Here is a 21,235-nt window from a genome sequence, read left to right as displayed (position 1 = left end):
GCAGGAGCCCGCAAGGATTTTCGCCCCCCCAGACATCTTCACGCCAAGGCGTTTGGCGTCTGACTCGCGACCGTTACGGGTACTACCACCAGCTTTTTTGTGTGCCATGAGTCAATTCTCCTAGTGAGGAATTAGGCTGAAATTAAGCCTGAATACCGGTGATTTTGATCTCGGTGTACCACTGGCGGTGGCCCATACGCTTCATGTGGTGCTTACGACGACGGAACTTGATGATGCGGACTTTATCGTGACGACCTTGGGAGATCACTTCAGCCACAACGGTAGCGCCAGCAACAACTGGAGCGCCGATGTTCACGTCGTCGCCATTGGCAACCAACAGAACGCGATCAAAGGTAACGGATTCGCCGGTAGCGATTTCCAGTTTTTCGATCTTCAGGTATTCACCTGGGGCGACTTTGTACTGCTTGCCGCCAGTAACGATTACTGCATAAGACATGGTATTTCTCCGATAATCCTGCTCACCCAGCTCTTTATAAGAAGAGGTATTGGCTGGCATGGCTGCATTGGGCTGGAAGGCCTGTTGCAATTGCGTAAGGCAGGTGCTGCCCAGGAAGTTCAGGGTGCGCGATTGTACGCAAGGCGCGACCGTCACGCAAGTAGCCTTCAGGCGCTGTGAAAGCGTCGCGAGCGAAGGGAAGACAAGGAAAAAACAGGCGAGGAAGCGGAGTTTACGGTTTGTAAATGAGCATTCCGAGCCTGTTTTTGACGCAGGATTACCGAGCGCAGCAGCTTTCACAGTGCCCGACCGCGCCTTGACAGGTCTGGACTGGGGTCCTAGCATGCCGCGCAACCCTTCTGGAGCGACTCTCGCTGATGCAACCCCAAGCTTTCTACCGCGCGGTGGCGGACGATTTTAGCGCCGTCGACGGCATCATCAAGAAGCAGCTGACTTCCCGAGTGCCGCTGGTATCGAAAATCGGCGATTACATCACGTCGGCCGGCGGCAAACGCCTGCGTCCTTTATTAGTGTTGCTGTGTGGCAAGGCACTGGGCCGTGAAGGCGACGATCTGCGCCTGCTCGCCGCCACCATCGAATTCCTGCACACCGCAACCCTGCTGCATGACGATGTCGTCGACATGTCCGGCATGCGCCGTGGCCGCTCGACCGCCAATGCCATGTGGGGCAACGCGCCAAGCGTGCTGGTCGGCGACTTCCTCTATTCGCGCTCATTCGAAATGATGGTCGAACTGGGTTCGATGCCGGTGATGAAGATCCTGTCCCAGGCCACGCGCATCATCGCCGAAGGCGAAGTGTTGCAGCTGTCCAAGGTACGTGACGCCAGCACCACCGAAGAAACCTACATGGAAGTCATCCGCGGCAAGACCGCAATGCTCTTCGAAGCGTCGACCCACAGCGCCGCGGCCCTGTGCGAAGCAACGCCTGAACAGTCTGAAGCGCTGCGCACCTTTGGTGATCACCTCGGCGTGGCGTTCCAGTTGGTAGACGACCTGCTCGACTACAAGGGCGACGCGGAAACCCTGGGCAAGAACGTCGGTGACGATCTGGCCGAAGGCAAGCCGACCCTGCCGCTGATCTACACCATGCGCGAAGGCACGCCGGAACAGGCTGCGCTGGTGCGTCAGGCGATCCAGAAAGGCGGGATCGAAGATCTCGAGAGCATTCGCATTGCCGTGGAAGCCTCTGGTTCGCTGGAGTACACCGCACAACTGGCGCGTGATTACGTGGCCCGTGCGATCAAGTGCCTTGAGGCGCTGCCGGCCAGCGAATACCGGGATGCGCTGGTTGAACTGAGCGAGTTTGCGGTCGCGCGTACGCACTGAAATCGCTGAAGCAAGATCAAGAGATCGCAGCCTTCGGCAGCTCCTACACGGGCTGTCGGGCTGCGTTTTTTTGCTTTTGGCGCCACGAACAGATAAACCCTATATAATGTGCGACTTTTAGCGATCCCTACCCAAGGAGCCTTAGTGAGCACGTTGCCACCCTGCCCGAAATGCAATTCCGAATTCACCTACGAAGACGGCACCCAACTGGTGTGCCCTGAGTGCGCCCACGAGTGGTCCGCCAGTGGCGAAGCCGAAGTGGCATCCGATGATGCCGTGAAGAAAGATTCGGTCGGTAATGTCCTGCAGGACGGCGACACCATCACCGTGATCAAGGATCTCAAGGTCAAGGGCACCTCGCTGGTGGTCAAGGTCGGCACCAAGGTCAAGAACATCCGCCTGTGCGATGGCGACCACGACATCGACTGCAAGATCGACGGCATCGGCCCGATGAAACTGAAATCCGAGTTCGTCAGAAAAGTCTGATTATGCTGTGATCCATCCCGCGCCAGCCGTGGGATGGCGCTTCACCCTCCCCCCGTTTCAACCCGATAAAACCGTGCAATAGCCAAACGCCAGCCGTTTTGACCTTACGCAATCTTTACCCGGAAAAATTCACAATCTGCCAATAGGCGCTTGCTATTTGGATAATAAGAATTATTCTCATCAAACACCTTCAATGGAGATGAGAACCATGACTTATCTGATCGACGCCTGGCTGGATCGCCCACACCCTTACCTCAGAATCCTCCATCGGGAGACCGGTGAAGTCTGTGCGGTGCTTGAAGAGGAAGCCTTGCATGAACTGCAGGATCAAGGGGATCTGGACGTCAGCAGCCTGAATTCCAGCGAACCGTTGGTGCTCAAGGAGCTGGTGCGCAATCTGTTCCTGTTCTGCTATGCCCGGGCCTTGCGCCCGACCAGTGAGCTGCATCACAAGATCGAATTATGAAACCCGGTAAAAACTGTAGGAGTGAGCCTGCTCGCGAAGACTGATCAACATCCAACATATAGGTTGTCTGTCACACCGCCTTCGCGAGCAAGCCCGCTCCCACATTAGCCCGCCATCAAGGCAGGCCCGGGATTACAGAACGTCCAGCAGCTCGACGTCGAATACCAGAACGCTGTGCGGCGGGATGCTGCCAACGCCTTGTTCGCCGTAAGCCAGTTCGCTCGGCACGTACAGACGCCATTTGCTGCCGGCATTCATCAGTTGCAGGGCTTCGGTCCAGCCAGCGATCACGCCGCCAACCGGGAATTCTGCAGGCTGGCCGCGCTCGTAGGAGCTGTCGAACACAGTGCCGTCGATCAGTGTGCCGTGGTAGTGAGTACGCACTTGATCTTCACGGGTCGGCTTAGCACCTTCACCCTGAGTCAGCACTTCGAACTGCAGGCCGGAAGCCAGAGTGGTGATGCCATCACGCTTGGCGTTTTCAGCCAGGAAGGCCAGGCCTTCGCCAGCAGCGGCTTCAGCTTTGGCAGCTGCTTCGGCTTGCATGATTTCGCGGATAACCTTGAAGCTGGCGGACATCTCTTCCTGGCCAACACGGCTTTCCTTACCGGCGAAAGCGTCGGTCAGACCCGCCAGGATCGCGTCCAGGTTAACGCCAGGTGGCGGGTTGTCGCGCAGCTGATCACCCAGCTGACGGCCGATGCCGTAGCTGACGCGGGTTTCGTCGGTGGACAGATTTACTTCGGACATGACACTGCTCCGCTGTGCGGACGGCCACAAGACTTGCCGTGCGTGCACAGCGCGTCCCGGCGCGCCCGGAACCAAAAGGGCGAGCAGACTAGCACAGATGTTCCGGCGATGGCGCGCAAGGCCTATAGGGCCGAACGCCAGGCCAGCGGCACTTTCAGGCTTTCCTCGCTGCTGGCACCGAGGCCGCACATTTCATCGTGTACCGAGGTGTGTACGAGATTGAAGGGCAGCACCGGAAAGTTGTGCAGCAAATCCCGCGCATGCTCCACCGAACGCAGCGTCAGCATGTTGCCCTTGGGATCACTCAATGGATACGCGGCGCCATGCATGCGCGCTTCGAGCAGATAAATCCCGCCCTCCATGGAGATCAGGTTCAGCTCATCGACCTTCCTGGCAATGGCAAACGCATTCAACTCTTGCAGGTTCATCAGCGCACCTCACGCGGTGGCGAATCAGGACGTCTACAGGGATATGCCCGCGCGCCCCAAAGCACAAGCCACAAACGACACCGCCCGTCTGTTTCACAACAGACGGGCGGTGTTCATTGCCGTGATCAGAGGTTGATCAGTGCTTGGTGAGCTTGTCCAGGTAACCCATGGCAAATGCCGAGATCACGAAAGTCATGTGGATGATCACGTACCACATCAGATGCTCGGGATCGACGTTCTTGGCGTCCATGAAGATGCGCAGCAAGTGAATCGAGGAAATCGCCACGATCGAGGCGGCGACTTTCATCTTCAGCGATGAAGAGTCCATGGTGCCCAGCCAGCTGAGCTTTTCCTTGCCTTCATCGATGTTCAGTTCAGAGACGAAGTTCTCGTAGCCGGAAATCATCACCATGACCAGCAGGCCGCCGACCAGCGCCATATCGATCAGCGACAGCAGCACCAGAATCAGTTCCGACTCGGCCATCGAGAAGACGTTGGGCAGGATGTGAAAAACTTCCTGGAAAAATTTCAGTGCCAGCGCCAGCAGCCCGAGGGACAGCCCGATATAGATCGGCGCCAGCAGCCAGCGCGAGGCGTACATTGCGTTTTCGATAAAGCGTTCCATTGAATCTCACACAGGGGGCTGGAAATGGCGGCGAGTATACCAGCCACCGATGACAGCCAGAAACCGCCCGCAAATCCGTCACCTGCGTGTGTGTGTCATTTTTTTTCTGCTAGTGTCCAAACCATTGACAGCCCAGCGACAGTGGACAGGACGTGTGGAAATGGATGTGCGATTGCCGTTAACGACCGCCGGAATTTGCTTCGCCCTGCTGCTCGGCGGTTGCTCGCCGGGTGAAGAGAAGCACGCGCTGAGCCTTGAAGAAAAGACCGCACAGTTTGAACAGTCGCTCGACGCCATTACCGATCCGAAGCTCAAGGACGCCGTCAGCGAACTCGGCGGCTCGCTGCTGCTGCTCGAACGTGCACAGCAGAAACTCGACGGCATTCCAATGCGTATCGAGTACGGCGAAGACGCCCTTGGCGTACTCAAGCACTACCCTACCCCGCAGGCGCTGGTCGACACCTTTATCAACGGCCTGTTCGTCCTGCACAAGGACGCCAGCTCCGACTACCTCACCGATCTGCAACCGGTATTCCCGTTCATTCTCAACACCCCCGGCGGCTTCCTGTTCCCGCATGGCGTGGAATGGCAATCGGTGACCCTGAGCAACAAACGCGTGATTGCCTGGCAGCCGGAATGGTCGGAAACCGATCCCGGCATTCAGCTCAGCCCGTCCAGTTCCAACGTCACCAACCCCGATGACCTGACTGTGACGTACCCGTTCATCGAGGGCCTGGATGTCGACAAGAAGACCCAGCCGCAACCGGTGAGCCTGCAAGGCCAGGTCGAAGTCATCGCACCGCGTCGCCTGTACACTTTCGATCTGACGAAGAAAGACCTCGGCCAGACCCGCACCAACGACAATCTCAGCGTCAAACTGCTCAAGCTTGAAAAGAACTACGCCGAAGTCGAGGTCAGCAACAGCCTGCCCCTCGCCGCGCAAGTCGTTGGCACCCCGCTCAATCCACTGATCGTGCAGGCGCACGACGACACCGGGCAATACCTGGTGCGCGCCGGCTCGATCAACGAGAGCCCGGAGCAAGTGGCCTTCTACGAAAAACAACTGGCGCACCTGCAACAGCAGAAGAGCTGGAGCGATAGCCTGGAAACACAGCTGACCAACGATCAGCAAACTTTCGAACAACAACACCCGCGACGCTACAACAAGGTCTACTTCAATGGCCCGATCGAGACTCTGGAAGTCAGCGTGCTGGATTTCTCGTCTGCCACGGTGACCCGCAAGGCGCTGGATCTGCCGATCCGCGCGTTCAGCCAGCACACCACGGAAAAAGCCATACAGCCGCTGGATCTGCCGGTGGTGGTTTACGACGACCAGGCCGCGAGCTGGCTCAAAGGCGCGAGCCTGACGGAAGAACAGCTGAAAGCCGGGATCCGTATTCATCAATCGGTCGAAGACCCGAGCGCTGCCCGTATCGAGTTTTCCCATCGCCGCACGTTCAACGATGAGTTGCTCGGCGACGACTTCAGCCCCGGTGAAAGCCCGGTGACGTTCTTCACGGAAAAACACAACGGCAAACTCGACGAGCCGATCGAATTACCGCCCGAGGCGTATCAGGTCGATCCGCTGCAAGCGACGATTACCTACGATTTGAATCTGTTTCCGGAAACCCCGGCGATCGCGGTCGGTTCGATGCCGCTGTTTCTCGCCACTGTGGCCCAGCAAGCATACGACGCCAAATCCCTGCCCAAAGGCCTGGAGATCAAGAACAACACACTGGTGGTGGATCTGAAATTGTTTCCGGCCAACGAATGGCGTTTCTTCGTCAAGGACGACAGCGGCAATTACCTGAAGCAGATTCTTTCGGTCAGCCACGATGCGAAGGCAGAAGGCCCGGCACTGTTCGGCGTGCACTATTTCTACGGCCATCCGACACACGTGGAAACCTATCAGCGGACCGACCTCGCCACCGTGCAATACGGCTTTGAGGTCAAACTCGACAAGGCGCAGGCGGGCAACTCGGCGCCGTAAAAAACAAGATCAACAGATCGCAGCCTGCGGCAGCTCCTACAGGGTAGGTGTTAATTGAGGCTGCGGCTGCGGCCACCGTTGATCTGCCGCAGTTGGGCTTGCAGGTGCAGGCTCCAGATCTGCGGATCATCGGCCAGTTCGTAGCCGTGCAGGGTCAGACTTTCAACGATGGTGTCGAGAATCGACTCGGCGGCGATCGGTCCGTGAAACGGGCCCTGGGCTTTGATCGCGGAAGGTTGTTCGCCGGCCATGCCGGCCGCGAAGAGCAGCGTCCACATGCCGTTATCGCCGGCCAACGGCTTGATGGCGCATTCGATTCGGGTCACCAGACCCAGGCACTGACGGGTGAGACAGAGGTTGCGCGACATGGCGGCGACCCTCGGTGAAGCCGGTATTCAGCCCCCACGGGAGGACTGGCTCGATCCAGTGATACTGTCGATATCCTTGAGCTGAGAATAGAAGAAAAGTCCGCTGCGCAAGCCAGATAGAACCAGCAGGCGCCGAATGGTCATTGTGTGAAGTTTGACGTCAGAGTAGTGACGAATTTCCAGAAGATCACCACAAAGCAAATGTAGGAGTGAGCCTGCTCGCGATGGCGGTGTGTCAGGCAACTCATTCGCCGACTGACTCTCCGCTATCGCGAGCAGGCTCACTCCTACAGTTTGACCGCGCCAGGCTTAGGCCGGTTTGGCTTCGGCCAGAGCCTCCTGGGCCAGTTCCTTTTCCGCTTCCTTGAGGTCTTCCTCGCTGATCATCTCGGCGATGTCGCGCAAGCGCTCCACTACCCGCGCGTTGATGCTGCCTTCCGGGAATTCACCGTCGGCATTCGGCTCACCCGCCGGCTCGCCAACCAGCAAGCTCAACGCCTCATCAGCCTGACGCACCGCGTAAACGTGGAACTGCCCGGCACGCACCGCCGCCAGGACCTTCTCATCCAGCATCAACGTGGCAACGTTGGCCTGCGGAATGATCGCGCCCTGCTCACCGGTCAGTCCGCGCGCCTCGCAGAGACGGAAGAAGCCTTCGATCTTCTCGTTGACCCCGCCCACCGCCTGCACTTCGCCGAACTGGTTGATCGAACCGGTGATCGCAAAGCACTGCTTCAATGGCGTTTTCGACAGCGCCGAAATCAGCGTGCACGCCTCACCCAGCGACGCACTGTCGCCATCGACGTAACCGTAGGATTGCTCCAGCGCAATGCTCGCGGAAATCGCCAGCGGGAATTCCTGAGCGTAACGGCTGCCCAGATACCCGGTGAGGATCATCACGCCTTTGGAGTGGATCGGCTGGCCGAGGTTGACCTCACGCTCGATGTCGACGATACCGCTGCCGCCCGGGTACACCGTGGCGGAAATCCGCGCCGGCACACCGAACGCCGAGTCGCCGACTTCGAGCACGGTCAGGCCGTTGCACTTGCCGACTGCGGCGCCATCGGTATCGATCAGGATGATCCCGGCGAGCATGTCGTCGAGAATCCGCGCCGAGACACGCCCGGTGCGGGTGGCTTTGGCTTTCAATGCACGTTCAATGTGCCCGGCGTCGGTTCTTTCATCGCCGGCCAGATGCCGGATGAAGTCCGCTTCGCTGACCAACTGGAACAGATCGCCGATACGCGCCGACAGACGTCCCTGATGCTCGGCCAGTCGTGCACTGTAAGTGGCCAGACGCGCCACCGCATCGGCGGTCAGCGGTGCCATGCCTTCTTCCGAGGTACGGGTTTTCAGCAATTGGGCGAACTGCTCGAGACTCTCGTCGACCATCGGGATGTCTTCGTCGAAGTCGACCAGCACGCGGAACATTTCCTGGAAGTCCGGATCGAGGTCTTGCAGCGTGTAATACAGCTGCCGCGCACCGATGATGATGACTTTGACCTGCAACGGAATGTGCTGCGGGTTGAGCGTTACAGTGGCGAAACGGCCCATCTCGCCCAGCGGCGATTCCATTTTCAGCTTGCGCGATTGCAGGGCGCGCTTGAGCGCATCCCACACGAACGGCTCGCTGAGCATTTTTTCCGCTTCAAGAATCAGGAAACCGCCGTTGGCGCGGTGCAAGGCGCCCGGACGCAACTGACGATAAGTGGTGTAGAGCGCGCCCTGATCGGTGGTGTATTCGATACGGCCGAAGAGGTTTTCGTAAGTCGGGTGCGGTTCGAACACCACCGGCGCACCACCGCTGGCCGGATGACCGACGACCAGGCTTGGCGCGTATTGCTCTTCGAGCAGTTTGCGCGCGACAGCGTCGGTCTTGCTGTCGTCGACCAGTTGCTCGACCACGGTTTTCAGCAGGTACACCTGCATCGCTTGCAGATAACCGCAGACCGCAGCGTTTTCCGCGTACTTCTCGGATAACGGCGACAGCAGCGGCTGCAGGGCCAGCGTAATGGTTTCTTCGTTGAGCGCACGCAGCTGATTGTTCGATTCGCGCTTCCACTGCGGCAGGCTGGCGAGTTCTTCGTTCAAGCGCTCTTCGAGACCGGAGATGTCCTCGTGGAAACGCTCACGATCGGCTTCCGGCAGTTGGGCGAATTCGGCTTCGTCCAGCGCCTTGCCATCGAGCATCGGCGTGAAGGCAATGTTGCTGCTGTCGCGGTACAGGGCGACGTCTTTTTCCAGCGCCAGGCGTTCGATGATGTCGAGGGCCTTGTCGTAGCGCTGGTTGAAGGCGCGGTCGATGGCGCTTTTCTTCTGCTGGTAGGACGGATGCTCGAACACCGCCGGAAACGTCGCCAGCAGGTTGTCGATCAAGCCGTTGATGTCAGCCGTGAACGAGGTGGCCGTGCCCGAAGGCAGTTCCAGCGCACGCGGCTCGCGCGGTTCATCGAAATTGTTGACGTAGACCCAGTCCGCCGGGGTCTGCAGGCGTTTGCCTTCGGCCTTCAGGTAGCGTTTGACGAACGAGAAGCGGCCGGTGCCGGGCTCGCCCATGACGAAGACGTTGTAACCGGGGCGTGGCATCGCCACACCGAACTGCAAGGCTTCGACCGCGCGTTCCTGGCCGAGCACACCGCGAAAGGGCTCCAGATCATTGGTGGTAGTGAAGCTGAACTGTTCAGCGGAAAACGGACGGGTCAGCGCTTCGGGCGCGAGACGCAAGCTGGCAGCAACAGGATCAGGCATCGGGCTTCCTTAACAATCAGGCGGGGCAGATAGCGGCATTCTGGCGCTGCCCATGCCCCACTGGCAAGGCGCGCCATGTGACAAAGCATAGACAACCGCCCCGCTACGCAGCAGGCCCCCGGAAACCGGGGTCATGAGCGAATCTTTTGTAAAAAATCACGGAACCCCGGGAACGTGCCTAAACTCCAAACTGCGCGGCTGGAACTAATACCGGCCCACTGGCTTCGTTTGGGTCTGTCTCGTACAGAGCTTGGGGGGCCAGAACCCTGTCCATTGGTATGCACATAAAGAGAACAAAGCTATGAAACGGATTCTTCTCGGTACTCTCTTCACCGCTGTATCCATCAACGCAATGGCGCAAGCTCCAGGCGGCCCGGATTGCGGTTGGGGCAACATGCTGTTCGAAGGTCAGCGTGGCACCCCGGCGCACTTCCTCGCTTCCACCACCAACGGCACTTCCGGTAACGCTACGTTTGGTATGACTTCCGGCACCAACGGTTGCTCGACCAACGCGTCGCTGACCTACGGCGGCAAATCCTGGTTTGCCATGAATGGCATGATGAACGAGCTGTCCGAAGACATGGCCAAAGGCAACGGCGAAGCGCTGACGACTTATGCCGTGGTACTGGGCGTGGCGCCGGAAGATCGCGCGCATTTCGCTGCTGTGACTCACGAGCACTTCCAGCAAATCTTCAGCAAGGCTGACGTGACCGCTGAAGACGTGCATACCAACACCCTGGCCGTACTGAAATCGGATCCTCGTCTGGCCAAGTACGCTACTCAGGCTTAAGCTCGACCCCTGCCCGCTTCCTTCGGGAAGCGGGTTTTGTTTTGAATACCGTCAGTCCATCGTGACGCAGAACCTTGTGGCGAGGGGATTTATCCCCGTTCGGCTGCGAAGCAGTCGTGAACCTGTGCATACGGAGTATCTGATGCATTGGGGATACAGGTTTTGGGGCCGCTTCGCAGCCCAACGGGGATAAATCCCGTCGCCACAGGGTGGAGTGTTGACCCCCGATTCGGGTTTTATTTTCTTTCGACTTAAGTTGCCACTTATGCTCAAACGCCTTGCCTGGCTGGCGCTCTGTGTCTGCGCCCCGCTGTCCGCCGCGCCACATATCGACCCTCAACGTTTGCAGCAACTGGCCAACGACCGCTTCTGGATGTCCCTCGGTCACTACGAAACCGCCAAGCTCGGCGGCTGGCGCAGCTATGTCAGCGACAAGAAATTCTTTCTCGCCCCCGATGGCAATGAACATCCCGACCATGAACTGGCAGCCACCGTGCAAGCGCTGTACGCCCCGGCCAGTCTTGGCGAGCAACATGCACAGTGCGTTTATCCTGCACGCACCCGCTGGCTGAAAGCGCAGCTCAAGCTCAGCGATCTGCCGACACCCGAGTGCGCCGAGTACAAAAAGTGGTTCAAGGACGTCTCGCCGCACAGCGCGGTGATGATCTTCCCGGCAGCTTATTTGAACAGCCCGTCATCGATGTTCGGCCACACCCTGCTGCGCATCGATCAGGCCGACGTGCAGGCCGACAAGACTTCGCTGCTCAGTTACGCAATCAACTTCGGCGCCTACATCGAAGGTTCCGACAACAGCATTCTTTACGCCTGGAAAGGCTTGATGGGCGGCTATCCCGGCCTGTTCGCACTGGTGCCGTACCAAGAGAAACTCTCTGAGTACCGCAGCCTGGAAAACCGCGACCTTTGGGAATACCGACTCAATCTGACCCAGGAAGAAACCGCACGCATGGTCGAACATGTGTGGGAGCTGAAGCAGATCCAGTTCGACTATTTCTTCTTTGATGAAAACTGCTCTTACCGTTTGCTCGAGTTGCTGCAAGTGGCTCGGCCGAGCCTGCGCCTGACCGAACAATTCCCGCTGACCGCGATTCCCACCGACACCGTCAAAGCAGTGAAAGAAGCCGGGCTGGTGGAAAGTATCGAATACCGCCCGTCCCGCGAGCGTGAGCTGCTCAGCCGCGCCGAGCCGCTCAGCGATGAAGAACAACAATGGGTGCTGAAAGTCAGCGCCGATCAACAGCAATTGCAGGACCCGGCGTTCAAAGCCCTGCCGCGCGATCGCCAGGCGTTGATCATCGACGCTGCGTATCGTCTGGAGCGCTACCGCGCCAATGGTCAGGAGCGTGATCCGCAGCGGGCGCAGCGCAGTTTCGAACTGTTGCGGGCGATCAACAAGAACCCGGCACCCGAGCTGGCAATTCCGCAACCGGGCCTGCCCGAAGATGGCCACGAATCACGCACCTGGCAGGCCGGACTCGGCACCCGTGGCGATCGTGCGTTCGGTGAGTATGGTTTGCGCATGGCTTATCACGATCTCAACGACAACGCCGAAAGCTTCCCGCTCGGCGCGCAGATCGAAATCCTGCAGATGAAATTGCGTCAGTACGAAGGCAATCACTGGCAGTTCCAGCAACTGGACCTGGCGACGATTCGTTCGCTGACACCGCGCAATGAGCTGCTGCAGCCGTTGTCATGGCAGGTCACCGGTGGCCTGGAGCGGGTACCGGGCAAGCATGATGACGAAACACTGGTCAGCCACGTCAACGGTGGCGGCGGTGGTACGTGGGCGTTGGGCGACGATGTGCTGGGTTTTGCCCTCGGCACGGTGCGGGTCGAGCACAACAATGACTTCGCCGCGTTTGTGTCCCCGGCCGGCGGCTTCAATACCGGGGTGCTGTGGAAAAACCCGCTGGGCAATCTCAGCCTGGAAGCCAAGGGTGATTATTTCTTCAACGGCGAAGTGCGCCGTAGCCTGAGCCTGAATCAGCAGTGGGAATTGTCGCGCAATCTTGGCCTGCGCCTGAGTGCACAACGCGAGTTCAGCCACATCGCCACGCCGGAAACGGAAGTCATGCTCGAAGTGAAGTGGTATCACTATTAAAAGATCGCAGCCTGCGGCAGCTCCTACAGGGATCGCGCGCTCATGCAGGAGCTGCCGCAGGCTGCGATCTTTTGATCTTTCTTTCACACCCCACCAACGAATCCCCTTCTAGACTTTCCCCATAAGCCGAGAACCGGCGCGGGAGAGTGCGATGTGGCGGTGTGCGGGATTGCTGGGTGTTTTGTTGTTGCTGGGCGGTTGCCAGTCGACTCACGAAGACTTGATCGCCAAAGGTTATCCACCGGCGTTCGCCGACGGTTTCGATGATGGTTGCGTCAGCGGTCGTCAGGCCGCCGGGGCAATCAGCGGCGAGTTCCGCAAGAACGTGCCGCGTTATATCAAGGACAAGCAATACGCCGAAGGCTGGACCGACGGCTTTCGCCAGTGTCAGGCGATGCTCGAAAACAAGGATCGCGACGACTATCGCAACGAACACTGGGACGAACGCGAGCGCGCCTGGCAGCAACAGAAAGATCAGGACGCCGGGCGGGCTTATCGCTCGCCATAGGTCGCTTGCAGACATCCAGTGAAACCAAATGCCTGCGAACATGGCCCAAACCTCATACGAGGAGGACAGCATGAGCCGCGCATTCGTCAACGAAGACAACGCCGCCGCGCAAGCCGATCAGCCGGTCGAACGGCAGGTCAGCGCGCAGCCCAATTACGTCACGCCACAGGGGCTTGCGCAGTTGCAGGCGAAAGTCGCCGAACTGCAAACCCTGCATGCCGAGCAAACGGCCAAAGGTGAGCAGGCCGACAAGCAACGCCTGGCTGATCTGGAAAGGGATCTGCGTTATTTCAATCAGCGCCTGAGCAGTGCACAAGTGGCGGTGCCGGCAACGTCCACCGACAAAGTGCAGATCGGCAGCTGGGTCACCTACGCCGACGAACACGACACCGAGCGCCGCGTGCAACTGGTCGGCGAAGATCAGGCCGATGCGGGCAAGGGCCTGATCAATTGGGGCTCACCACTGGGCCGCGCCCTGCTCGGTGCCCAGCTCAATGATGAAGTGCTGTGGCAACGCCCCGCCGGTGATCAAGTCATCGAAGTGATCCGCATCCAGCCGGCTTAAACCACGCCTTGCGCCAACATGGCATCGGCGACTTTGACGAAGCCGGCGATGTTCGCGCCTTTGACGTAGTTGATCCGGCCGTTCTCTTCGCCGTAATGCACGCAAGCATGGTGGATCGACTGCATGATCGCGTGCAGCTTGCTGTCGACCTCGCCCGCGGTCCACAGCAGACGCATGGCGTTCTGCGACATTTCCAGACCGCTCACCGCGACGCCACCAGCGTTGGACGCTTTGCCCGGCGCGAAAAGAATGCCGGCCTCGATAAAGATATCCACAGCCGCCAGCGTGGTCGGCATGTTTGCGCCTTCAGCCACGCACACGCCGCCATTGCACAGCAGCGCGTGCGCGGCTTCGGCGTCGAGTTCGTTCTGCGTGGCGCACGGCAGCGCGATGTCGCACGGCAGCGACCACGGCAACTGACCGGCGCGGAATTCCAGACCGAATGCGCTTGCCAGTTCACTGATGCGTCCACGCTTGACGTTTTTCAGCTCCAGCAGCGCCAGCCATTGCGCCTCGGTCAAACCCGCTTCGCAATACAAAGTGCCTTCGGAGTCGGACAGCGAGATCACCTTGCCGCCCAGATCCATGACCTTGCGCGCAGCGTATTGCGCAACGTTGCCGGAGCCGGAGATCGCTACGCGTTTGCCTTCAACAGTCTGCTCGCGACGCTTGAGCATTTCTTCAGCGAAATACACGCAGCCGAAACCGGTGGCTTCCGGGCGAATCAGGCTGCCGCCGTAGGTCATGCTTTTGCCGGTCAGCACGCTAGTGAACTGGTTGCTCAGGCGTTTGTACTGGCCGAAGAGGAAACCGATCTCGCGCGCACCGACGCCGATATCTCCGGCCGGGACGTCAACGTCCGCACCGATGTGGCGATACAACTCGCTCATGAACGCCTGGCAGAAACGCATGACTTCGGCGTCGCTCTTGCCCTTCGGATCGAAGTCCGAACCGCCCTTGCCACCGCCCATGGGCAACGAAGTCAGGGAGTTTTTGAAGGTCTGTTCGAAGGCGAGGAATTTCAGCACGCCCATGTTCACCGACGGATGGAAACGCAAGCCGCCCTTGTACGGGCCGATGGCGCTGTTCATCTGGATGCGGAAACCGCGATTGACCTGGACTTTGCCCTGATCGTCGACCCACGACACGCGAAACACCACCGCGCGTTCTGGTTCGCAAATGCGCTCCAGAATCCCCGAGGTCAGGTAGTGCGGATTGGCTTCGAGAAACGGCCACAGGCTGCGCAGGACTTCTTCGACGGCCTGATGAAATTCAGGCTGATCCGGGTCGCGTGTTTTCAGTCGGGCAAGGAAGGATTCGACGGATTCGATCATGGCAAAAGTCTCGGCAAATTTTTTGTCGTTGGAGGAGATTTGGCCGGACTGTAACAAACGAATTGCGCACAGGAACAGAGCAAAATGTCGCAGATATGAAATTAAATGGTGCACAAGATATAAATCCTGCCGGTTTTTGGCGCTGATTTGCACCTGAATGGGGAGATCAAATCTGATTGATGCACCAACAGTTATACCGCTATCGCGAGCAGGCTCACTCCTACAAGGGAACGCATTTCAAATGTAGGAGTGAGCCTGCTCGCGATGGTCATTCCACGGTCTCTCTGAAAAAACCCGGGCAAAAAAAACGGAGCCCGAAGGCTCCGCTCTTTCATGCAACCAACCCGATATCAGGCCAGTTTCTTGTGACGTACCCGGTGTGGCTGGGCAGCCGCTTCGCCGAGACGCTTTTTGCGATCCGCTTCGTACTCGGTGTAGTTACCTTCGAAGAAGATCGCTTGCGAGTCGTCTTCGTACGCGAGGATGTGTGTCGCCACGCGGTCAAGGAACCACCGATCGTGAGAGATCACAATCGCGGCGCCCGGGAAGTCCAGCAGGGCTTCTTCCAGCGAACGCAGGGTTTCAACGTCGAGGTCGTTGGACGGTTCGTCGAGCAGCAGGACGTTACCGCCCTCCTTCAGGGTCAGCGCGAGGTGCAGACGACCGCGCTCACCACCGGACAGATCCTTGACGAACTTCTGCTGATCGCCGCCCTTGAAGTTGAAGCGACCGACGTAGGTGCGCGACGGGATCTCGTAGTTGCCGATGCGGATCTGGTCGGAACCGTCGGAGATCTGCTGGAACACAGTCTTGCTGCCATCGAGGTCATCGCGGCTCTGATCGACGCAGGCCAGTTGCACGGTTTCGCCGACTTCGATGCTGCCCGAGTCCGGTTGTTCCTTGCCCATCAGCATGCGGAACAGGGTCGACTTACCGGCACCGTTACCGCCAATCACGCCGACGATGGCGCCCTTCGGCATCGAGAACGACAGGTTGTCGATCAGCACGCGATCGCCGTAGCCCTTGGTGACGTTCTTGAATTCGATGACCTTGTCGCCCAGACGTGGACCGGCCGGGATGTAGATCTCGTTGGTTTCGCTGCGCTTCTGGAATTCCTGCGATTGCATTTCTTCGAAGCGTTGCAGACGTGCCTTGGATTTCGACTGGCGGGCTTTCGCGCCTTTGCGCACCCACTCCAGTTCTTCCTTCATGGCTTTTTCGTGCGCCGACTGCTGCTTGGATTCAGCGGCCAGACGATCGGACTTGGCTTCGAGCCAACCCGAGTAGTTGCCTTCGTACGGAATGCCCGCGCCGCGGTCGAGTTCGAGAATCCAGCCGGCGACGTTGTCGAGGAAGTAACGGTCGTGCGTGATCGCTACCACAGTGCCCGGGAAGTCGTGCAGGAAGTGCTCCAGCCACGCAACGGAATCGGCGTCCAAGTGGTTGGTTGGTTCGTCGAGCAGCAGCATGTCCGGCGCGGACAGCAGCAGGCGGCACAGGGCCACACGACGCTTCTCACCACCGGAGAGGAATTCGACCTTGGCGTCCCACGCCGGCAGACGCAGGGCGTCGGCGGCGACTTCCAGTTGACGATCGAGGTTGTGACCGTCGCTGGCTTGCAGGATCGCTTCGAGCTTGGCCTGTTCAGCAGCCAGTTTGTCGAAGTCGGCATCTTCTTCAGCGTAAGCCGCGTAGACCTCGTCCAGGCGCGCCTGGGCGTTCTTGATCACGCTGACCGCTTCCTCGACCACTTCACGCACGGTCTTGGTCGGATCAAGTTGTGGCTCTTGCGGCAGATAACCGATGTTCAGTTCCGGCATCGGACGGGCTTCGCCCTCGAACTCGGTGTCGACGCCAGCCATGATTTTCAGCAGCGTGGACTTACCCGAACCGTTGAGGCCGAGTACGCCGATCTTGGCGCCGGGGAAGAAGGACAGCGAAATGTTTTTGAGAATTTCCCGCTTCGGCGGAACAACTTTGCCCAGCCGATGCATGGTGAAGACGTATTGAGCCATGGAGAACCTTGGGTCAGTGACAGATGAATGATTGCAGCGCGGGCGATGCCCGGCCAGACCATGCGCGTCGTTCACTTGATGGTTATCAATGCGTGCGCGCTGAAAAAGTCTGAGTCTAGGAGCTGGAACGCTCCCGCGTAACCGGCAAAGCTACCTTAATGACGGAAGGCAGTCCAGCCGAGCGGGGCTGGCACTTCGCCACAACTCAAGGCATGCTAGCCGCCCTTTGGGCGTCCGGCTTATAGTGCACGTCGCGCCAGTCCAGCCAGACCGCAGGATTACAGCTTGTCCAATGTCACTCCGCCAGCTTCTGTGAGCGCGTCCAATCCGGCGACCGGCTCGCCCCTGCGCGGAACATTAAAGGGTGCGCTGGCGACATTGGTGCTGTTGCTGCTGGCATTGCTGTTCTGGCAGCTGCTCGATCAACTGCGCGAAACCCAGAAGAATCAGCGCCAGTACACCATCGACTACACCGCCGATCTCGCCTCGCAGGTCAGCCTGAACATGGCGCTGAACGCGCAAATCGCCCTCAATCTGCTACCGATCGTCGAGCAACCGCAAACCGCCGACGAACAGCAGGCACTGTTGCGCAAACTTCAGCAGTCGCTGCCGGATCTGCGCAGCATGGCATTGCTCAGCCCTTCCGGGCGGATCCTCAGCGACAGCGCGGCCGACAGTGCCGACGCCGACTACCTGACCGAACTGGTCCGGCGCAGCCGCGCCCAAGCGCACTATTTCAGTAACGCCGACGATGGCTCGGTGGTGCATTTGCTGCTGCATCAGGCCAGCGGCAGCACGCGCGGTTATTGGGCCTTGCGCCTGACGCCAACGTTTTTCAACTCGCTGACCAAGCAGGGTGAAACCGGCGCCCGCCCGCTGTGGCTGGTGGAAAACCGCAACAATCACCAGATCATCAGCCGCGATGAGGCACTGCCTTCGGCCAAACCAGGCGTGCTCACCCCCGACGATCTCGCCAACACGGTGCTGACCGTGCCGCTGAGCAGCAGCGACTGGCAGTTGCGTGGCCTGTTCGACCGTCAACGCGTGCTCGAAGAGTTGCTCCCGGCGTTCATCGGCAAATGCCTGCTCGGCCTGGCGTTCTCGATGCTGCCGGTGATTGCCTTGCTGAACATGCGCCGCCGCCAGCGCCAGTTGCATGAAGGTCGTCGACGTTATCAGGATATTTTCGAAGGCACTGGCGTCGCCCTCTGCGTACTCGATCTTTCCGGTCTCAAGCAGGTTTTCGACAAGGCCCAGATCCAGACCAGCGATCAGCTCAAGGCCTGGCTAGACCAGCCGCAGCAGCGCCAGCAATTGCTCCAGGAACTGCGCGTCACCGAGGTCAATCAGGTGGCGTTGCAACTGCTCAACGTCAATTCCTGCGAGCATGCCTGGCAACTGCTGATCGACGGCCATCCACACCGCCAGTGCGCCATCGGTAATCAGGTCCTCGATGCCGTGTTGCAGCAACAGGATCAACTGGAGCTGGAAATCAAACTGCCGGACACCAATGGCCGCGACCAGCACCTGTGGATGGTGCTGCGCCTGCCGACCGAGCAGCACGACTATAAAGCGGTGATCCTCAGCATCAACGACATCACCAGCCGCAAGCTGATCGAGTTGTCGCTGCTGGAGCGCGAAGGTTTTTGGTCGGACGTGGTGCGCACCGTGCCGGATCACCTCTACGTACAGGACGTGATCAGCCAGCGGATGATTTTCAGCAACCACCACCTCGGCCAGACGCTCGGTTACAACCGCACTGAACTGCATCAGATGGGCGAGTACTTCTGGGAAATCCTCCTGCACCCCGAAGACGCCGATTACTACCATCGCTCGCGGCAGATGCAGCGTCACGCCGGTTACAGTCAGTTGCTGCAATGCCAGCTGCGCTTCCGTCATCGCGACGGCAAGTGGCGGCGTTTCGATATCCGCGAACAGGCGCTGGCGCGGGACAAGCATGATCAGGTCACGCGGATTATCGGCGTGGCCAAGGACATCACCGAGCAGATCGAGGCCAGCGAATCCCTGCGTGACAGCGAGCAGCGCTACCGCATGCTCGCCGAAAGCATCAGCGACGTGATTTTCTCCACCGACAGCAAGCTTTCGCTGAACTACGTCAGCCCGTCGGTGCAAGCCGTGCTGGGTTACGACGCCGAGTGGATTTTCCAGAACGGCTGGCAGTCGACCATCGCCAACCCGCAGCAACTGAGCGGCATCTACACGCTGATGGATCGCGTCAGTAAAGCCCTCGACAAACCCGAACAACTGGCGCTGTTGCGCAGTCAGGTACAGACGCAGTTGTTCCTGTTCGACTGCCTGCGCGCCGACGGCCGCAAGATCCCGATCGAACTGCGTCTGGTGCTGGTCTGGGACGAGCATGGCGGCTTTGAAGGCGTGCTCGGTGTCGGTCGCGACATCAGTCAGCAGCGCCGCGCCGAGAAAGACCTGCGCATGGCAGCGACAGTATTCGAACACTCGACCTCGGCGATCCTGATCACCGATCCGGCGGGTTACATCGTTCAGGCCAACGAAGCGTTCAGCCGGGTCAGCGGTTACGCCGTGGCCGAAGTACTCGACCAGTTGCCAAACATGCTCACCGTCGACGAGCAACAGGATGCGCACCTGCGTTACGTGCTCAAGCAACTGCACCAGCACAACACCTGGGAAGGCGAAGTCTGGCTCAAGCGCCGTAACGGCGAGCATTACCCGGCGTGGGTCGGCATCACCGCGGTGCTCGATGACGAGGGCGACCTGGCCAGTTACGTGTGCTTCTTCAGCGACATCAGCGAGCGCAAGGCCAGCGAGCAACGCATTCACCGCCTCGCCTACTACGACGCCCTGACGCACCTGCCCAACCGCACGCTGTTCCAGGATCGCCTGCACACCGCGCTGCAATCGGCCGAGCGGCAGAAGTCGTGGGTAGTGCTGATGTTCCTTGACCTCGACCGCTTCAAACCGATCAACGACTCCCTCGGCCACGCTGCCGGCGACCGCATGTTGAAAGACATGGCCACGCGCCTGCTGGCCTGCGTCGACGATGACGACACCGTGGCGCGCATGGGCGGCGACGAATTCACCCTGCTGCTGCAACACCGTTCCAGCCGCGAGCTGGCGCTGAACCGGGCGATTCATGTCGCCGAGCAGATCCTCGCCAGTCTGGTGCGACCGTTCGTGCTCGAAGGCCGCGAGTTTTTCGTCACCGCGAGTATCGGCATTGCCCTGAGCCCGCAGGACGGCAACGAACTCAGCCAGTTGATGAAGAACGCCGACACCGCGATGTACCACGCCAAAGAGCGCGGCAAGAACAATTTCCAGTTCTATCAGGCCGACATGAACGCCAGTGCGCTGGAACGCCTGGAGCTGGAAAGCGATTTGCGCCACGCCTTGGAACAAGACGAATTCGTCTTGTATTACCAACCGCAATTCAGTGGCGACGGCAAACGCCTGACCGGTGCCGAAGCGCTGTTGCGCTGGCGTCATCCGCGTCGCGGGCTGGTGCCACCGGGGGATTTCATTCCGGTACTGGAAGAACTCGGGCTGGTGGTCGACGTCGGCGACTGGGTAATCAGCGAGGCGTGTCGCCAGTTGAAGACCTGGCACCAGAACCGCGTGCGCGTGCCGAAGGTGTCGGTGAACATTTCCGCCCGGCAGTTCTCCGATGGCCAGCTCGGCACGCGGATCGCCACGATCCTGCGCGAAACCGGCCTGCCGCCGGCGTGCCTGGAATTGGAGCTGACCGAAAGTATCCTGATGCGTGAAGTCAGCGAGGCGATGCAGATTCTCGCCGGCTTGAAAAACCTTGGCCTGAGCATTGCGGTCGATGACTTCGGCACCGGTTATTCATCGCTGAACTACCTCAAGCAATTCCCGATCGATGTGCTGAAGATCGACCGCACATTCGTCGATGGCTTGCCGTCGGGTGAGCAGGACGCACAGATCGCCCGAGCGATCATCGCCATGGCGCACAGCCTGAATCTGGCGGTAATCGCCGAAGGTGTGGAAACCCATGAACAACTGGACTTCTTGCGTGAGCATGGGTGCGATGAGGTTCAGGGCTATCTGTTCGGGCGGCCGATGCCGGCGAGCCGGTTTGAGGCGCAGTTCAGCAATGACGCGCTGTTCATGTTCGACTGAAGAAAAGATCGCAGCCTTCGGCAGCTCCTACCGGGATTGATGTCGGTCACGGTATTTGTGTGCGCCTCGGATAATGTAGGAGCTGCCGAAGGCTGCGATCTTTTCA

General features: G+C 59.4%; 18 protein-coding genes. 9 read left to right on the top strand and 9 right to left on the bottom strand.

Annotated features, from left to right (window positions below; all coding sequences use genetic code 11):
- Both ACIPZE_RS11835 and rplU read right to left on the bottom strand, forming a co-directional pair.
- The coding region (locus ACIPZE_RS11835) for a 50S ribosomal protein L27 (RefSeq protein WP_400772975.1) at positions 1 to 108 on the bottom strand (108 nt) is incomplete at its 3' end.
- Positions 109 to 142: 34 nt separating this feature from the next.
- On the bottom strand, positions 143 to 457 hold the full coding sequence (gene rplU, locus ACIPZE_RS11830) for a 50S ribosomal protein L21 (RefSeq protein ID WP_003176051.1): 315 nt from the start codon (positions 455 to 457) through the stop codon (positions 143 to 145).
- A 377-nt stretch (positions 458 to 834) separates the two neighbouring features.
- Between rplU and ACIPZE_RS11825 the strand changes: the two genes are divergently transcribed.
- The 3 genes from ACIPZE_RS11825 to ACIPZE_RS11815 all read left to right on the top strand — a co-directional run bounded on the left by ACIPZE_RS11825 (position 835) and on the right by ACIPZE_RS11815 (position 2,755).
- Positions 835 to 1,803, top strand: a complete 969-nt coding sequence (locus ACIPZE_RS11825) for a polyprenyl synthetase family protein (protein ID WP_129395582.1) — start codon at positions 835 to 837, stop codon at positions 1,801 to 1,803.
- Positions 1,804 to 1,947: 144 nt separating this feature from the next.
- The gene (locus ACIPZE_RS11820) at positions 1,948 to 2,289 is read left to right on the top strand and encodes a zinc ribbon domain-containing protein YjdM (RefSeq protein ID WP_129395583.1); all 342 of its coding nucleotides are present in this window, start codon (positions 1,948 to 1,950) and stop codon (positions 2,287 to 2,289) included.
- A 208-nt stretch (positions 2,290 to 2,497) separates the two neighbouring features.
- Complete coding sequence (locus ACIPZE_RS11815) at positions 2,498 to 2,755, top strand: hypothetical protein (protein ID WP_034153845.1); 258 nt, start codon at positions 2,498 to 2,500, stop codon at positions 2,753 to 2,755.
- A 132-nt stretch (positions 2,756 to 2,887) separates the two neighbouring features.
- Here the strand turns inward: ACIPZE_RS11815 and ACIPZE_RS11810 are convergent, their stop codons facing one another.
- The 3 genes from ACIPZE_RS11810 to ACIPZE_RS11800 form a co-directional block, all read right to left on the bottom strand.
- Positions 2,888 to 3,505: an FKBP-type peptidyl-prolyl cis-trans isomerase gene (locus ACIPZE_RS11810; protein ID WP_400772966.1), complete on the bottom strand. Its 618-nt coding sequence runs from the start codon at positions 3,503 to 3,505 to the stop codon at positions 2,888 to 2,890.
- 122 nt (positions 3,506 to 3,627) lie between these two features.
- The gene (locus ACIPZE_RS11805) at positions 3,628 to 3,933 is read right to left on the bottom strand and encodes a DUF6482 family protein (protein WP_400772964.1); all 306 of its coding nucleotides are present in this window, start codon (positions 3,931 to 3,933) and stop codon (positions 3,628 to 3,630) included.
- 136 nt (positions 3,934 to 4,069) lie between these two features.
- On the bottom strand, positions 4,070 to 4,558 hold the full coding sequence (locus tag ACIPZE_RS11800; RefSeq protein WP_129395586.1) for a TIGR00645 family protein: 489 nt from the start codon (positions 4,556 to 4,558) through the stop codon (positions 4,070 to 4,072).
- Between the two features lie 160 nt (positions 4,559 to 4,718).
- Here ACIPZE_RS11800 and ACIPZE_RS11795 point away from each other — a divergent pair, with 160 nt between their 5' ends.
- Positions 4,719 to 6,548 carry a hypothetical protein gene (locus tag ACIPZE_RS11795; protein ID WP_400772963.1) on the top strand — a complete coding sequence of 610 codons (1,830 nt, stop codon included), beginning with the start codon at positions 4,719 to 4,721 and terminating at the stop codon, positions 6,546 to 6,548.
- A gap of 50 nt (positions 6,549 to 6,598) precedes the next feature.
- Here the strand turns inward: ACIPZE_RS11795 and ACIPZE_RS11790 are convergent, their stop codons facing one another.
- Both ACIPZE_RS11790 and ACIPZE_RS11785 read right to left on the bottom strand, forming a co-directional pair.
- Positions 6,599 to 6,916 carry a hypothetical protein gene (locus ACIPZE_RS11790; protein WP_064392388.1) on the bottom strand — a complete coding sequence of 106 codons (318 nt, stop codon included), beginning with the start codon at positions 6,914 to 6,916 and terminating at the stop codon, positions 6,599 to 6,601.
- A gap of 309 nt (positions 6,917 to 7,225) precedes the next feature.
- Positions 7,226 to 9,664 (bottom strand): Lon protease family protein, encoded by a 2,439-nt coding sequence (locus ACIPZE_RS11785; RefSeq protein WP_400772962.1) that lies wholly within the window; start codon positions 9,662 to 9,664, stop codon positions 7,226 to 7,228.
- Between the two features lie 301 nt (positions 9,665 to 9,965).
- Here ACIPZE_RS11785 and ACIPZE_RS11780 point away from each other — a divergent pair, with 301 nt between their 5' ends.
- From ACIPZE_RS11780 to ACIPZE_RS11765, 4 genes are all read left to right on the top strand, one after another.
- Positions 9,966 to 10,454: a DUF3015 domain-containing protein gene (locus tag ACIPZE_RS11780; RefSeq protein ID WP_007909797.1), complete on the top strand. Its 489-nt coding sequence runs from the start codon at positions 9,966 to 9,968 to the stop codon at positions 10,452 to 10,454.
- Positions 10,455 to 10,719: 265 nt separating this feature from the next.
- On the top strand, positions 10,720 to 12,573 hold the full coding sequence (locus tag ACIPZE_RS11775; protein ID WP_283438727.1) for a DUF4105 domain-containing protein: 1,854 nt from the start codon (positions 10,720 to 10,722) through the stop codon (positions 12,571 to 12,573).
- Positions 12,574 to 12,724: 151 nt separating this feature from the next.
- Positions 12,725 to 13,081 (top strand): hypothetical protein, encoded by a 357-nt coding sequence (locus tag ACIPZE_RS11770; protein WP_283438728.1) that lies wholly within the window; start codon positions 12,725 to 12,727, stop codon positions 13,079 to 13,081.
- Between the two features lie 70 nt (positions 13,082 to 13,151).
- A complete protein-coding gene (locus ACIPZE_RS11765; protein WP_129395592.1) occupies positions 13,152 to 13,646 on the top strand; it encodes a GreA/GreB family elongation factor in 495 nt (164 codons plus the stop codon).
- Here ACIPZE_RS11765 and gdhA read toward each other — a convergent pair.
- Positions 13,643 to 14,980: an NADP-specific glutamate dehydrogenase gene (gdhA, locus tag ACIPZE_RS11760; RefSeq protein ID WP_400772959.1), complete on the bottom strand. Its 1,338-nt coding sequence runs from the start codon at positions 14,978 to 14,980 to the stop codon at positions 13,643 to 13,645. The two genes, ACIPZE_RS11765 and gdhA, sit on opposite strands and share 4 nt — an antisense overlap.
- 350 nt (positions 14,981 to 15,330) lie before the next feature.
- Complete coding sequence (gene ettA / locus ACIPZE_RS11755) at positions 15,331 to 16,995, bottom strand: energy-dependent translational throttle protein EttA (protein ID WP_008078577.1); 1,665 nt, start codon at positions 16,993 to 16,995, stop codon at positions 15,331 to 15,333.
- A gap of 285 nt (positions 16,996 to 17,280) precedes the next feature.
- Between ettA and morA the strand changes: the two genes are divergently transcribed.
- Complete coding sequence (gene morA / locus ACIPZE_RS11750) at positions 17,281 to 21,129, top strand: cyclic di-GMP receptor MorA (RefSeq protein WP_400772957.1); 3,849 nt, start codon at positions 17,281 to 17,283, stop codon at positions 21,127 to 21,129.
- Positions 21,130 to 21,235 lie beyond the last annotated feature (106 nt).

The organism is Pseudomonas sp. NPDC089741 (genome assembly GCF_044748825.1).
Lineage (GTDB): Bacteria > Pseudomonadota > Gammaproteobacteria > Pseudomonadales > Pseudomonadaceae > Aquipseudomonas > Aquipseudomonas helmanticensis.
Note: the sequence above shows the minus strand (reverse complement) of the source record. Positions and strands in the feature narration are given on the sequence as shown.

What these genes read in the sequence shown, in the direction of transcription:
- ACIPZE_RS11765 (WP_129395592.1), top strand. Translation starts at nt 13,152, where the DNA reads ATGAGCCGCGCATTCGTCAACGAAGACAACGCCGCCGCGCAAGCCGAT.
- gdhA (WP_400772959.1), bottom strand. Translation starts at nt 14,980, where the DNA reads ATGATCGAATCCGTCGAATCCTTCCTTGCCCGACTGAAAACACGCGAC.
- ACIPZE_RS11800 (WP_129395586.1), bottom strand. Translation starts at nt 4,558, where the DNA reads ATGGAACGCTTTATCGAAAACGCAATGTACGCCTCGCGCTGGCTGCTG.
- ACIPZE_RS11770 (WP_283438728.1), top strand. Translation starts at nt 12,725, where the DNA reads ATGTGGCGGTGTGCGGGATTGCTGGGTGTTTTGTTGTTGCTGGGCGGT.
- ACIPZE_RS11810 (WP_400772966.1), bottom strand. Translation starts at nt 3,505, where the DNA reads ATGTCCGAAGTAAATCTGTCCACCGACGAAACCCGCGTCAGCTACGGC.
- ACIPZE_RS11785 (WP_400772962.1), bottom strand. Translation starts at nt 9,664, where the DNA reads ATGCCTGATCCTGTTGCTGCCAGCTTGCGTCTCGCGCCCGAAGCGCTG.
- rplU (WP_003176051.1), bottom strand. Translation starts at nt 457, where the DNA reads ATGTCTTATGCAGTAATCGTTACTGGCGGCAAGCAGTACAAAGTCGCC.
- ACIPZE_RS11795 (WP_400772963.1), top strand. Translation starts at nt 4,719, where the DNA reads ATGGATGTGCGATTGCCGTTAACGACCGCCGGAATTTGCTTCGCCCTG.
- ACIPZE_RS11825 (WP_129395582.1), top strand. Translation starts at nt 835, where the DNA reads ATGCAACCCCAAGCTTTCTACCGCGCGGTGGCGGACGATTTTAGCGCC.
- ACIPZE_RS11780 (WP_007909797.1), top strand. Translation starts at nt 9,966, where the DNA reads ATGAAACGGATTCTTCTCGGTACTCTCTTCACCGCTGTATCCATCAAC.
- ACIPZE_RS11815 (WP_034153845.1), top strand. Translation starts at nt 2,498, where the DNA reads ATGACTTATCTGATCGACGCCTGGCTGGATCGCCCACACCCTTACCTC.
- ACIPZE_RS11805 (WP_400772964.1), bottom strand. Translation starts at nt 3,933, where the DNA reads ATGAACCTGCAAGAGTTGAATGCGTTTGCCATTGCCAGGAAGGTCGAT.
- ettA (WP_008078577.1), bottom strand. Translation starts at nt 16,995, where the DNA reads ATGGCTCAATACGTCTTCACCATGCATCGGCTGGGCAAAGTTGTTCCG.
- ACIPZE_RS11790 (WP_064392388.1), bottom strand. Translation starts at nt 6,916, where the DNA reads ATGTCGCGCAACCTCTGTCTCACCCGTCAGTGCCTGGGTCTGGTGACC.
- ACIPZE_RS11775 (WP_283438727.1), top strand. Translation starts at nt 10,720, where the DNA reads ATGCTCAAACGCCTTGCCTGGCTGGCGCTCTGTGTCTGCGCCCCGCTG.